Consider the following 12106-nt stretch of genomic DNA (forward strand, 5'->3'; position numbering starts at 1 on the left):
GCGACGCAGGTTAGCGGCTCCCGGCATCGACGCAGGCCAGCCCTCGTGAGTGAAAGATGTTGCCAGGGCAACACTTTTCACTCACGACCGTTGACCTGCGGAAATGGTCGGCTCAGAGTTCGCGCAGGTCCAGTCCGACCAGCAGATAGCTGAGGGTGCGCCGGTCGTCGCCGAGCCCGGCGGTGACCGGGTTGACCGCCCAGTCGGCGGTCAGGCCGAGCCGGACCGCGCGGCGGGCAGCCAGCTTCACCGGCAGCACCTGCTCGGTCAGCCCGTGCCCGATGTCCGCCGTCGCCACCGGTGTCCCGTCCACGTGCACGGTGACGCGTCCGGTCTTCGGCATCCAGTCCGGCAGGTAGGTGCGCAGCTCCACGCTCTGCACCTCGGCGGTGGCCAGCACCGGGAACTCCGCGGACGGCCCGGCCCAGTGGTCGTGCGCGATGCCGTTCATCCGACCGGTCACCACCCCGGCGCCGCGCACCAGCTGGTCGCCGTCCGCGGCACGCGGGTCGAAGGACACCCGGCCCGCCGGATCGACCACCGAGGTGTCGCGGATGGACCGCTCCGGGGTGCGGTCGCGGTAGGCCCGCAGCGGCTGCGGGGACGGGTGGAACATCGCGGTCAGCCTGGTCGGGGTGACCACGCCGAGATCAACCAAACTGTCGTCGAGCACGCCGAGCCGCTCGATCAGCGCGCGGTCCCGCGCCTCGGTCAGGTCGAAGTTGTGCCCGTACACCCGGTCCACGAATGGGTCGATCACGTTGCCGATGCCGAGGAAAAGGCTGGGGTGCAGGTAGTCCATCAGCACCGGCAGCACATCCTGGGCGCGGATGCCCTCGAACCCGTCCGTCGCGCAGTCGATGTCGTGGTAGTACTCGTCGACCTCGCCGGTGATCGAGTTGCGGCGCAGCTCGGGCGGCAGGGTGGCCCAGATCCGCTCCACCACCTCCAGCGCCTCCGGCCAGCGGCGGTGCCCGTTGCGGCCGATCATGTCGTGCACCATCAGCACGCCGCCGGGGTCGAGGCTGTCGCGGATCTGCCCGTAGAGGTGCTCCAGGTCGAGCACGTGGTGCAGGGCCTGGTAGCCGACCACCACGTCGTGCTCGGCGTCGGCGCGCCAGGTGTTGAAGTCCGCGAGCACGAGCTCGACCCGGTCGGCGAAGCCCTGCTCCTCGGCCTCGGCCGCCGCGCGGCGCTGCATCTCCGGGTTGAACTCCAGCAGCCGCATCCGCACGTTGCGCACCCCGGCCTCGGCCAGCGTGCGCAGCCAGCCGAGCTCCTGATCGCCGTTGCCGCTGCCCAGCGAAAGCACCACCACGTCCCGCTGGTGGCGCCGCGCCCGCTCGCCGATCTGGGCGGTGATCAGCTCGTCGAGGCTGGGCACGGCCAGCTCGTTCAGCTTCGGCAGCACGTGCCGGGCGGACCAGTGGTGCGCGCTTTCCGGCAGGTTCCCGTGGATGCTCTCCTGCTCGGCGAACGTCTCCCGCTCGCTGGCCAGCCGCTCCTGATAACCAGCGTGGTCCATCGCCCGTGCCCTCCCAGGTAACCGGACTTGCCCGAAGTGCGACGGTCGCGCACCGTCACCGCAGTACGATACGGCGCGTGGAGACCGGGTCACTACCGCGCCCGCCTGCCGAGGGCGGCCTGCCGCCGACCCACGAGGCGTGGCTGCCGAACGAGCACAACCTGTACCGCCCGCGGCACAGTCCCCGGCAGCGCACCGCACTGACCTGCGCACTGGTCTTCTTCCTCGCGCCGACCCTGGCCTTCGTGCTGGGGGTGCGCCCGGCGGCCTTCGAGAACAGGGCGCTGCACGGTTTCCCGTCGCTCGGCGACGGCTGGGGCTTCTTCACCGGGCTCAACGGCTGGGGCACCGACCACCTGGCGCTGCGCGAAGCCGCGGTGCACGCCGCGGACGGGATCAGCACCGGCGTGTTCGGCGACCCGCCCGGCGCGGCCCGCGGCACCCCGCCAGGAGGGCCGGCCGGGATCGGCCCGCAGGGCACCGGCGGCCAGGACCCGACCGCGCCGAAGATCACGTTTCCCCAGGTGATCCCCGGTAAGGACGGCTGGCTCTACTACGGCGAGGACTTCAACGCCCGGTGCAACCCGGTGATGGACGTGGACCACGTGGTGCGGGCGCTGCAGAAGCTGCGGGCCGCGGTCGAGTCCTCCGGGCGGCGGTTCGAGGTGATGATCGCGCCGGACAAGTCGACCATGGTCCCCGAGCACCTGCCGGACAGCTATCCCGGCAAGGACTGCGCCAAGGCCAGGTCCGCCGAGTTCTGGCAGCGGGTGCCCCGCGAGGCGCCCGCGATCGACCTGCGGACCGAGGTCACCCAGACCACCCAGCGGGTCGGTCATCAGCTCTACGACCCGAACGACACGCACTGGAACTTCGAGGGCGGGCTGACCATGGCCAAGGTGCTGGCCGAGCGGCTCGCGCCGGGCAGCACCGCGAGCTGGCAGGTGGCGCCGCTGCCGGGGCTGCGGCCGTGGCCCGCGGACCTGGCCAGGATGCTCGGCCGGACCGAAGAACGCCAGCTGCAGGGCTACACGCTCGCGCCGGACGGCACGACCGACCGGGCCCGTTACCTGATCAGTGACTTCATGACACCCATCCGGGTGACGCATCCGAGCAGCCAGCGGAGCCCCGGCACGATCGGCGGCAAGGTCGGCGTGCTGGCCGACTCGTTCAGCCAGTTCGCCACCCCGTTCCTGACCGCGAGCTGCCAGGACCTGATGATCGTGCACAACGAGACGATGGCCCAGGCCCCGCCGGACCAGATCGCGGAGCTGCTGGTGGACCGGGACGTGGTCGCCGTCGAGTTCGTGGAGCGCAGCGTGACCGGCGGGTCGACCCCGATGCTGCGGGATTCGGTCATCGACGCGATCGGCTCGGTACTGGCACGAAACCCGAGGTAGCTGCCCCGATCGCGGGGGATCCGGCCCCCTCGGTAACGACTAGGTGGTAGACGAAGGGCGCTGCCGGGCTAGGTGCACAATATGCGAGGTCCGCATCGGGTACGACCGCCCGCCGCGGCTGCTTCACCCGACGTCAGAATTGAACACGGACACGGTGCCGGAGATCGTTCGATACCCAACCCGAAGGGGGTGCCGGGGTGGCCTGGCAGGAAGAGTTGCGCAAGCTTGACGAGGAGCTGGCGTCCGGCAAGCTGACCGCGGACGAATACCGAGCCAGGCGCGACCAGGTTCTGTCATCGGCGGTGAACCCCGGTGAGCAGCCCCCGGCGCCGGCGCAGGCGACCAGCCAGGCCGGCGAGACCCAGATCATCCAGCCGGTGTCCCCGCCGCAGGGCACCCCGCAGCAGCAGTCGCCTCAGCAGCAGCCGCCGCAGCAGTTCCAGCCGCAGCAGCAGCCGCCCGGCTCACCGGAGGCCACCCAGGTGGTGTCCGGCCAGGACACCGGCGCCGAACGGACCCAGGTGGTGCCGTCCTGGCAGACCCGCCCGCCGCAGCACCCGAACTCGCCCCCCGGCGGGTTCCAGCAGCCGCCGGGTCAGCAGTCGCCGCCGCACGGCTTCCCGCCGCCGCAGGGGCAGCAGCAGCCTGGCCAGGCCTGGAACGCGCCGCAGGAGGATGTCAGCCCGCCTTGGGGTGGCGCGGAGTTCCCGCCGCTCTCGCCGTCGCGCAGCTCCGACTGGGTGGCGCAGGGCCCGGAGACCTTCGAGACCAAGTCCTCCTCCGGCAGCGGCAAGAAGATCCTGTTCTCGGTGCTCGGCCTGGTCGTGGTGGCCGGGATCGGGCTGGCGGTCTGGCTGCTGTTCATCAAGGACAGCGGCTCCGACACCCCGCCGCCGAACGCCCAGACCTCCAGCCCGCAGCCGCCGCCGGCCTCCAGTGTCAAGCCGCTGCCCGAGCCGCCGCCGGCCAAGGCCGACCCGACCGACAACAGCTCCGCGCTGATCGACGCGCCGGGCACGCCGCGCCTCGGCGGCGGCGAGCTGGACATCACCACCCTGCAGAACAACAAGCTGCTGCCGGAGTCGGTGACCTCGGCGCTGGCGCAGGCCGGGATGACCGACGGGGTGCTCAAGACCAGCACCGACGGGCCGGCCACCATCGGGCTCTACGCGCTGACCGTGTCCGACGAGCAGTCCGCCGTCTCGGTGGCCCAGGAGTACGCGAACACCCAGCTGGAAGGCGGCATCAAGGCCAACCGGGACCTGTCGCTCAAGGGCGTCCCGGTGTTCAGCGCCGCCAGCGAAACCGCGGACAGCGCGTTCCGCGCGGTGTACGTGCTCTACAACCGGGTCATCATCGTGGAGACCTTCGGCAAGGGGAAGGACGCCGTCCAGCAGCAGTTCGAGACGGTGCTGAACAACCAGGTCCAGCTCGCGCCGCCGACGCAGCGCACCTGATCGACGGCCGGCACGGCTGATCCCTCCAACGAGTGGGATCGGCCGTGTCGCCAACCTCCTCCCACTCCCGCACGTCCTTCCGGCGGAGCATTCGGGGCGAGGAGGTCGCCATGTGGCTGCAGATCACCATCGTCGCGCTGGTCGCCGTGGTGTTCCTGGTCCGCCTTGCCAGGTCGTTCCGCAAGAGCCCCTAGCTAGCTGCCGCGGGGGCTGACCAGGCCGGACTCGTAGGCCAGCACCACCAGCTGGGCGCGGTCCCGTGCCCCGATCTTGGTCATGATCCGGCTGACGTGCGTGCGCGCGGTCGCCGCGGAGATGACCAGCTGCGCGGCGATCTCGTCGTTGGACAGCCCACCCGCGACCAACGCCAGCACCTCGCGTTCCCGATCGGTGATCTGGCGCAGCGCGCTGGTGTCGATCCGGCGGTTCTCCGGGCGGCCGACGAACTCGGCGATCAGCCGCCGGGTGACCGTGGGCGCGAGCAGCGACTCCCCCGCGGCCACCACCCGCAGCGCGCGCAGCAGCTCGACCGGCTCGATGTCCTTGAGCAGGAACCCGCTGGCGCCGGAGCGCAGTGCCTCGTACACGTACTCGTCGGTGTCGAAAGTGGTCAGCACCAACACCTTCACCTCGTGCAGCTCGGGGTGCTTGGTGATCCTCCTGGTCGCCTCCAGCCCGTCCACGCCGGGCATCCGGATGTCCATCACCACCACATCCGGCTTGTGCCGCTCGGCCAGCTCGACGGCCTGCGCCCCGTCACTGGCCTCACCGCAGACCTCGAACCCGTCCTCGGTCTCCAGCAGCAGCCGGAAACCGCCCCGGACCAACACCTGGTCGTCGGCGAGTACCACCCTGATCATGAAGTCTCCTGAGCTAAAGGCAGTTCGGCGCGCACTTCGAAACCACCGTCGACCGGGCTGGCGCGCACCCAGCCGCCGAGGGCTTCGGCGCGCTCGCGCATGCCGCGCAACCCGTTGCCGATCTTCGGCTCGGTCGCGCCGCGGCCGTCGTCGAACACCACCAGCACGAGGTTACCCCGGTGCCGGGAGAAGCTGATTTCCACCGACTTCGGCTGGTTGGCGTGCCGGACCACGTTGGTCAGCGACTCCTGCACGATCCGGTAGGCGGCGCCGTCGGTGGGCGCGGGCAGCTCGCCGGGCGAACCGTGCACCCGCACCGCGAGCCCGGCCGCCTTGGCGTGGTCCACCAGCTCGGACATCTGCACCAGGGTGGGCATCGGCGCCTTGTCCTGGCCGGAGCGCAGCACGGCGAGGGTGGCCCGCAGGTCGGTCAGCGCGGACGCGCTGGCCTCCTTGATGTTGCGCAGCGCCTGCACGGCCTCTTCCGGGCGGCGGTCGGCGACGTGCGCGGCGACCCCGGCCTGCACGTTGATCATGGCCAGGCTGTGCGCGACCACGTCGTGCACTTCGCGGGCGATTCGCAGCCGCTCCTGCTCGGCCAGCCGGCTTTCGTGCTCCGCCGCCTGGTCGCGGGCGGCCTGCACGGCGGCCATCCGATTGCGCACCGCGGTGCCGATCCCGATCACCGCGGCGATCAGCACCACCGGCAGCGCCATCGCCGCGTCCAGCGTCACCGGGCCGCCGGTGGCCACGTGCACCACCAGCCAGATCAGCAGCAAGGTGCCCGCGACCATCCCGGCGCGCAGCGGCCCCTGTGCCCTGGCCAGCAGGAACAGCGCGACGATCACGGGCAGGAAGGCGGGCCCGATCGGGTAATCCGACCAGTAATAGGTCGCCACGACGGCGACCGTGATCAGCAGTACCGGCAGCGGGTACCGCCGGGCGTACAGCGTCGGCAACGCCGCGGCGACCAGCAGGCCGTAGCCGAAGCCGTCGAGCAGCTTCACCTCGTTCCACGGCGACATCTGCGCGCCCTTGCTGCCCAGCACGAGAACAAGGGTCAGCACCACCGTGAGCACCACGTCCCCGGCCTTGGGCAACGGGATGGAACGGACCGCACGAATCACGCTAGGAAAACTACGGCAACGCACACAGCGTCGCGTCCGTCGGGAAGCGGCTGTTGGATTACGACACTCGCGTTACACCAGGCCACCGCCTCAACCCGGCAGCGTCGGCAGGGCCGCGCGGGTCTCCTCGTCGGCCGGCGAGTAGGTGGTCAGCCGCATCTCCGAGCGGCGGCCGAACCACAGGTGCGTGTAGTTGAACCGCAGCAGGCCGGCGTCCGGGTGCAGGAAGCGCTTGAGCATGTTTCGGTGCGGCTGCACCTCGTGCTGACGCCACAGCGCGGCGAACTCCGGCGACTCCTCGAGCAGCCGGTTCACCAGGTTCTTCCAGCTCGGCTCGGCCACGTGGTCGGCCATCGCGGCCCGGAACTGCGCCACCACCCGCGGGCTGCTCTCCTCGAAGTCCGGCAGCCGCGCGCGCCAGGCCCGGTTGGTGAAGCAGAGCCGCAGCGAGTTCCGCTCCTCGAACGGCATCGCGTCGACGTCGCCGAGCAGCCAGGTGTACCCGCGGTTGTGCGCCAGGATGTCGGTGCGCCCGTTCAGCACCACCGCCGGGAACGGCTCGAGCTGGCGCAGCATCGCGTGCACCCCCGGCCCGATCGCCTTGCACTCCTTCTCCACCGGCGGCTCGGCCAGGCCGGCCAGGTTGTACAGGTGCGCCCGCTCGTACGGGTCCAGCCGCAGGGTGCCGGCGATCGCTTCGAGCACCTGCTCGGAGGCGTTGATGTCGCGGCCCTGTTCGAGCCAGGTGTACCAGGTGACCCCGACGCCGGCGAGCTGCGCGACCTCTTCGCGCCGCAGGCCGGGGGTGCGGCGCCGGCCGGCCGGCGGCAGGCCGACCTGGTCCGGGGTGATCCGCTCCCGGCGGCTGCGCAGGAACGCGGCCAGCTCCTGACGGCGGACCTGCTCGGTCTGCCGGGGGCTGACCTGCTCGGGAACGCGAACCGCTGTGCTCATTGCTCCTCCGCGGGAAAAAGCACGTCGTCGGAAGTCATTGCTCCACCATCGCACGAGCCGAAGCCTGTTACCAGGTAGTCGTAGTACCAGGATAAGCAGGCTCCTGGTACCAGGTTCCGATCCGGCTGATCGTGGTATCCATGACCACACAGCTTGTGCTCCCGCCGCCCACCAAGGCGGCCGAGCGGGCCGGCCTCAGCTCGGCCGGTCTGATCACCGTGCTGCTGGGGGCGGCACTTCCCCTGATCGACTTCTTCATCGTCAACGTCGCCCTGCCGACGATCAATACCGACCTGAGCGCGTCCACCGCCACCCTGGAGCTGGTGGTGGCCGGTTACGGCATCGCGTACGCCCTGTTCCTGGTGGTCGGCGGCAGGCTCGGGGACACCTTCGGCCGGCGCCGGCTGTTCATGATCGGCCTGACCGCGTTCACCGTCAGCTCGCTGGCCTGCGGGCTGGCGCCGAGCGTGGAGACGCTGGTGCTGGCCAGGGTCGCGCAGGGCGGCTCGGCCGCGTTGATGCTGCCGCAGGTGCTGTCCATCATCCAGGCCGGCACCACCGGCGAACGACGCTCGAAGGCGCTCGGCCTCTACGGCGCGACCGGCGGCATCTCCACCGTGATCGGCCAGCTCCTCGGCGGGGTGTTGGTCTCGGCCGACATCGCGGGCACCGGCTGGCGGCCGATCTTCCTGGTGAACGTGCCGATCGGGCTGCTCGGGCTGGTGCTGGCCAGGCGTGCGCTGCCGGAGAGCCGATCGACGCATCCGATGGGCGTGGACCGCTGGGGCACCGCGCTGTTCGGGGTGGCGATGCTGGCGCTGCTGATCCCGCTGATGGAGGGGCACGCGCTCGGCTGGCCGCTGTGGAGCTGGCTGCTGCTGGCCGTCTTCCCGTTCGCGCTGGCCGGTTTCGTCGTGGTGGAGCGCAGGCTGGAACGGGACGGCGGGGTGCCGCTGCTGCCGCCGTCGGTGCTCCGGATGCCGAGCATGCGGCGGGGACTCGCGGTGGGGGCGCCGTTCTTCACCGGCTTCGGCGGGTTCATGTTCGTCTACGCGGTGACCCTGCAGGACGGCCTGCACCTCGGCCCGATGGGCTCCGGGCTCGCGCTGACCCCGATGGCGGCCGGGTTCTTCGCCACGTCGCTGGTCAGCGGCAGGCTGGTGGCCAGGTACGGGCACCGGGTGGTGATCGCCGGGGCCGGGGTGCAGCTGCTCGGCATCCTCACCCTGATCGCCGCCACCCTGCTGGCCTGGCCGGAGCTGAGCGCGCTGGGCCTGGCGCCGGGCATGCTGCTCTGCGGGATCGGTCAGGGGATGGCGATGACCACGCTGTTCCGGGTGGTGCTCTCGCGGGTGCCCACCGACCGGGCCGGCGTCGGCAGCGGGGTGCTGACCACCGTGCAGCAGACCTGCCTCGCACTGGGCGTGGCGACCCTCGGCACGCTGTTCGCGTCGCTGAGCGTGCCGGGCGCGCTCGGCATGGAGAGCGCGTTCGTGCTGGTGCTCGGCGTGCAGGCGCTGCTCACCACGAGCGTGATCTGGCTGTCCCGCACGCTGCCGGACCCGCGCGGCTAGGCGTTCTCCGCGGCGATGGCCCGCCACAGCATGGTTAGTGGATGGTCATCGCCGTGGCGGGTGCTTTCCCCGCGTCGCGCGAAGGCGCCGACCAGCACCTCCAGCCCCGGGTTTTCGCGGTCGCCTTCGTCGCGCACGTCGACGCTGCGCAGCCCTTCACCGCCGGCCAGCCTGCCGTCCACGGCCCGCTCGGCGACGCCCTTGGTGACCAGCATGCAGCCGTGCACCAGCTTGGACCGCAGCAGCTCGAACCCGTAGTGCACGTCGTCGATCTCGGCGGTGATGTCCAGCCTGCCGTGGTAGCCGGCACCGAACCAGCCGCGCAGGAAGCCGGTGATCAGCCCGGTGGCGGGCAGCACCAGCGGCAGCCCGGTCAGTTCGGCCACCCCGATCTCCTGGCCGGGCAGCCGGTCGACGGGCAGGTTGGTGAGCAGCGCCAGCCCGCTGCGGCGCCACTCCAGCACGTCGTAACCGGCCAGGCCGGGCTGCCCGGCCACGGTCTGCACGCTGCCGCAGACCAGGTCGGCCTGCTGGGTGTCCAGCGCGGCCAGCAGGTCTTTGGTGCGCACGTGCTGCACCTTGAGCTCGATACCGCGGCCGCGGAACTCGTCGGCGACCTGTTCGGCGGCGGTGCGGAAATAGCCGAGAGTGAAGCGAGTGGTGCCCACGGTAAGGGTGCCACCCAGTTTGCGGCGGCATTCGTGGATCTCGTCCAGCCATTCGCCGAGGGTGTTCCGCGCCTTTTCGACCAGCGCCTCGCCGGTACCGGTGAACAGGACGTCCCGGCCGCGGCCCTGTTTGCGCACCAGCGGTTCGCCGCACAATCCGCTGAAGTTCTTGTTCAGCGTGTCCAGCTGCTTCTGCACGCTGGACTGCTCGCGACCGAGCAGCCGGGCGGCGGCCAGCGCGGTGCCCTCCTCGCGCACCGCGATCAGCGTGCGAAGTTGGTCCATAGTGGTCTCCAACAGGAACTGCGGGCTGGCCAGCAACCTGGTTCGCAGGTTCGCCGTCGGCAGCCGCAGCGGGTCGTTGCCGTTCACAAGCGCGGAAGTGTAGCCGGTGCGAAACCCATCGCGAATGCAGTAAAAGTTATCTCGAAATCTTTTCCGGAAGTGCTTACGCGGCTCGAACATTCCTGGCATGCTCTGCGCTGCTCCGCTGGGCCGGGAAGAGTTCGGCCACGAGCGTTGTCGTCCCCACCCTTTTTCGCAAGGAGAACTTCAAAGTGAGCTATTCCCATGCCGTTCCCGGCCAGGCCGCACCCCCGATCCCGCTCGCGGCACCGCCGAAACGGCCTGGTGTGCTGATCGCGCTGCTGGTCGCCGCCATCGGCTCGGCGGTGGCCGCCGTGGCCGGCGCGGTCATGGTCTTCACCGGTGGCCGCGAACTGGCCGCCACCAACCTGACCGAGGCGCTGGACAAGCTCGGCCCGTCGATGGGCATGCCGGACGGCTTCAGCGCGCAGGACATCGCCGAGCTGAGCGGCTCGATCTGGGACACCCTGGTCGACGAGCGACTCAGCACGCTGACCGCCCGCGGCGGTTTCGCCCTCTTCTTCGCCGCCTGGCTGCTCATCTTCGGCCTGTGCGCGCTGAAGGGCGCGACCTGGGCACGGGTGCTGATCACCATCGGCGCCGTGCTGTCCGTGGTGCCGCACTTCCTGATCCTGGCCGACTACGAGCCGAACAGCGTGGTGGTCACCAGCCTCGCCGCGCTGCTGCTCGGCCTGGTCGCGGTCGTGCTGTGCTGGCTGCCGCCGATCAACCGCTACCAGCGGGCGCTCAAAGCGCCGCGCTGATCCGAAGGGGGGCTCGTGAGTGAAAAGTGTTGCTCCGGCAACACTTTTCACTCACGACCGCAGTAAGGTCGTGAAAGCGAGCCATGCCTCGGAAGTAAGGAGCAGGACGCCGCTGGCCGGGTTCTTCGAGTCGCGCACGGCCACGGCGCCCCCTGCGAAGCCCACCTCGACACAGGCTCCTTCGGTGTGATCGCCACCGCTGTAGCTGCTCTTGCGCCACCGAGCATCAGTCAGGTCCATGCGGGGCATCGCACCACGGTGAAGCTGTTCTCCGAACATCTCACTCACGACCGCAGCAGTGCCCGCCACGCCTCGACGGAGAAGAGCAGCGCACCGGCGGCCGGAGTCTTGGAGTCGCGCACCGCCACTTCGGCGCCGACAAAGGCAACCTCGACACAGTCCCCGCCCTGACCTGCACCGCTGCTGTAGCTACTTTTGCGCCACGAAGCGTCGATCAAGTCTGCGGTGAGCATCGCGACTGGCCTCTCAGATCTCGGCGATCACCCGCTCGATCAGCGCCACCGAGTCCTGCTCGTCCAGTGCCAGATCGGCGAGATGGTCGAACAACAGGTTAGCAGCGCGAACCTCTTTGTCCTTCTCGATCTGCACCGAGCCGAAGCCGTACTCCAGGTAGGCAAGGTCTGGTTCTTCGCGCCCTGCGAAACCCACCACGATGAAGCTGCTGTCCAAACCATCATGCGCACCGTGGTCGCGCGGAATCACTTGCACAGTCACATTCGGCCGTGCCACCGCTGAGAGAATGTGCTGAAGCTGGCCAGTCGTGCACATCGGACGACGCAGGACCGCCTCGTCCATGATCGAGTGCAGCCTAAGCGGCGGCTCGTTCGCAAGCCGGTTCTGCCGCCGCAGTCGCACCGCGACCTCGGACTCCAAGCGGCCACCGACAAGTGGCGCACGCGCACCAGCGAATGCCTCTCGCATGTATTCCTCGGTTTGCAGCAATCCAGGCACATGCCCGAGCTGGTAACTGCGCACCACCGAGGCTTCGGCTTCGATGCTGACGAAGCCTCGGTCGTCCAGACCGTAGGCGTGCCACCAGCCTCTTTCGCTGGCGCGGTCGAAGAGCTTCACGTACTCGGCGTAGTCCGTGGTGAGCACGCCGTAGAGGTCGAGCAGGGCGAGCAGCTCCAGGTACTGCGGCAGCTGTCCCTGTTCGATCCGGCTGATCTTCGCCTTGGAGAACCGCAGCCGGTCGGCTACTTCGTCCTGGTTCAGGCCGACCTGCTCGCGCAGCCGCCGCAGGGTGTGCGCGAGCTGGCGCATCCGGAAGTTCGGTTTCCTCGGCGTTCCCACGCGCCCATCACCCCTCGAAATCACGCGTGCACGAATGGTAGGTCGAGCGCGCGCCGATCAAGACTCTCGACTGGCCGGACTCGACCTCAGGATTCGC

General features: G+C 70.0%; 13 protein-coding genes. 5 read left to right on the forward strand and 8 right to left on the reverse strand.

Features of this window, described 5'->3' with window-relative positions; genetic code table 11:
- Nucleotides 1-112: 112 nt before the first annotated feature.
- Complete coding sequence (locus AMYNI_RS0115690) at nt 113-1525, reverse strand: class I SAM-dependent methyltransferase (protein WP_020668972.1); 1413 nt, start codon at nt 1523-1525, stop codon at nt 113-115.
- Nucleotides 1526-1602: 77 nt separating this feature from the next.
- Here AMYNI_RS0115690 and AMYNI_RS0115695 point away from each other — a divergent pair, with 77 nt between their 5' ends.
- The 3 genes from AMYNI_RS0115695 to AMYNI_RS49040 all read left to right on the forward strand — a co-directional run bounded on the left by AMYNI_RS0115695 (nt 1603) and on the right by AMYNI_RS49040 (nt 4576).
- Complete coding sequence (locus tag AMYNI_RS0115695; protein WP_020668973.1) at nt 1603-2925, forward strand: alginate O-acetyltransferase AlgX-related protein; 1323 nt, start codon at nt 1603-1605, stop codon at nt 2923-2925.
- Nucleotides 2926-3122: 197 nt separating this feature from the next.
- Nucleotides 3123-4382: a hypothetical protein gene (locus AMYNI_RS0115700; RefSeq protein WP_020668974.1), complete on the forward strand. Its 1260-nt coding sequence runs from the start codon at nt 3123-3125 to the stop codon at nt 4380-4382.
- A 44-nt stretch (nt 4383-4426) separates the two neighbouring features.
- Nucleotides 4427-4576: a hypothetical protein gene (locus AMYNI_RS49040; RefSeq protein ID WP_157357363.1), complete on the forward strand. Its 150-nt coding sequence runs from the start codon at nt 4427-4429 to the stop codon at nt 4574-4576.
- Here AMYNI_RS49040 and AMYNI_RS0115710 read toward each other — a convergent pair whose 3' ends face one another.
- The 3 genes from AMYNI_RS0115710 to AMYNI_RS0115720 form a co-directional block, all read right to left on the reverse strand.
- Complete coding sequence (locus AMYNI_RS0115710) at nt 4577-5242, reverse strand: response regulator (protein WP_020668975.1); 666 nt, start codon at nt 5240-5242, stop codon at nt 4577-4579.
- A complete protein-coding gene (locus AMYNI_RS0115715; RefSeq protein WP_020668976.1) occupies nt 5239-6369 on the reverse strand; it encodes a sensor histidine kinase in 1131 nt (376 codons plus the stop codon). The genes AMYNI_RS0115710 and AMYNI_RS0115715 overlap by 4 nt, the downstream gene beginning before the upstream one ends.
- A 90-nt stretch (nt 6370-6459) precedes the next feature.
- Nucleotides 6460-7323 carry a helix-turn-helix transcriptional regulator gene (locus AMYNI_RS0115720; protein WP_020668977.1) on the reverse strand — a complete coding sequence of 288 codons (864 nt, stop codon included), beginning with the start codon at nt 7321-7323 and terminating at the stop codon, nt 6460-6462.
- Between the two features lie 140 nt (nt 7324-7463).
- Between AMYNI_RS0115720 and AMYNI_RS0115725 the strand changes: the two genes are divergently transcribed.
- Nucleotides 7464-8897 (forward strand): MFS transporter, encoded by a 1434-nt coding sequence (locus AMYNI_RS0115725; RefSeq protein WP_020668978.1) that lies wholly within the window; start codon nt 7464-7466, stop codon nt 8895-8897.
- On the opposite strand, the gene AMYNI_RS0115730 is transcribed toward AMYNI_RS0115725, so the two are convergent.
- Nucleotides 8894-9937: a LysR family transcriptional regulator gene (locus AMYNI_RS0115730; RefSeq protein ID WP_020668979.1), complete on the reverse strand. Its 1044-nt coding sequence runs from the start codon at nt 9935-9937 to the stop codon at nt 8894-8896. The genes AMYNI_RS0115725 and AMYNI_RS0115730 overlap by 4 nt on opposite strands.
- 185 nt (nt 9938-10122) lie before the next feature.
- On the opposite strand from AMYNI_RS0115730, the gene AMYNI_RS0115735 reads away from it, so the two are divergent.
- Nucleotides 10123-10695 (forward strand): hypothetical protein, encoded by a 573-nt coding sequence (locus tag AMYNI_RS0115735; RefSeq protein ID WP_211225491.1) that lies wholly within the window; start codon nt 10123-10125, stop codon nt 10693-10695.
- A gap of 51 nt (nt 10696-10746) precedes the next feature.
- Here the strand turns inward: AMYNI_RS0115735 and AMYNI_RS0115740 are convergent, their stop codons facing one another.
- Genes AMYNI_RS0115740 through AMYNI_RS0115750 form a run of 3 tightly spaced genes read right to left on the reverse strand, consistent with a single transcriptional unit; the run spans nt 10747 to nt 11979 of the window.
- A complete protein-coding gene (locus AMYNI_RS0115740; RefSeq protein ID WP_342667785.1) occupies nt 10747-10974 on the reverse strand; it encodes a DUF397 domain-containing protein in 228 nt (75 codons plus the stop codon).
- Between the two features lie 5 nt (nt 10975-10979).
- On the reverse strand, nt 10980-11168 hold the full coding sequence (locus AMYNI_RS0115745) for a DUF397 domain-containing protein (protein ID WP_020668982.1): 189 nt from the start codon (nt 11166-11168) through the stop codon (nt 10980-10982).
- 13 nt (nt 11169-11181) lie between these two features.
- A complete protein-coding gene (locus tag AMYNI_RS0115750; RefSeq protein WP_020668983.1) occupies nt 11182-11979 on the reverse strand; it encodes a helix-turn-helix domain-containing protein in 798 nt (265 codons plus the stop codon).
- Between the last annotated feature and the right edge of the window lie 127 nt (nt 11980-12106).

It is taken from the genome of Amycolatopsis nigrescens CSC17Ta-90, assembly GCF_000384315.1.
GTDB lineage: Bacteria > Actinomycetota > Actinomycetes > Mycobacteriales > Pseudonocardiaceae > Amycolatopsis > Amycolatopsis nigrescens.

Coding starts and splice junctions, on each gene's coding strand:
- AMYNI_RS0115690 (WP_020668972.1), bottom strand. CDS start 1,525: ATGGACCACGCTGGTTATCAGGAGCGGCTGGCCAGCGAGCGGGAGACG.
- AMYNI_RS0115710 (WP_020668975.1), bottom strand. CDS start 5,242: ATGATCAGGGTGGTACTCGCCGACGACCAGGTGTTGGTCCGGGGCGGT.
- AMYNI_RS0115720 (WP_020668977.1), bottom strand. CDS start 7,323: ATGAGCACAGCGGTTCGCGTTCCCGAGCAGGTCAGCCCCCGGCAGACC.
- AMYNI_RS0115725 (WP_020668978.1), top strand. CDS start 7,464: ATGACCACACAGCTTGTGCTCCCGCCGCCCACCAAGGCGGCCGAGCGG.
- AMYNI_RS0115740 (WP_342667785.1), bottom strand. CDS start 10,974: ATGTTCGGAGAACAGCTTCACCGTGGTGCGATGCCCCGCATGGACCTG.
- AMYNI_RS0115745 (WP_020668982.1), bottom strand. CDS start 11,168: ATGCTCACCGCAGACTTGATCGACGCTTCGTGGCGCAAAAGTAGCTAC.
- AMYNI_RS0115750 (WP_020668983.1), bottom strand. CDS start 11,979: ATGCGCCAGCTCGCGCACACCCTGCGGCGGCTGCGCGAGCAGGTCGGC.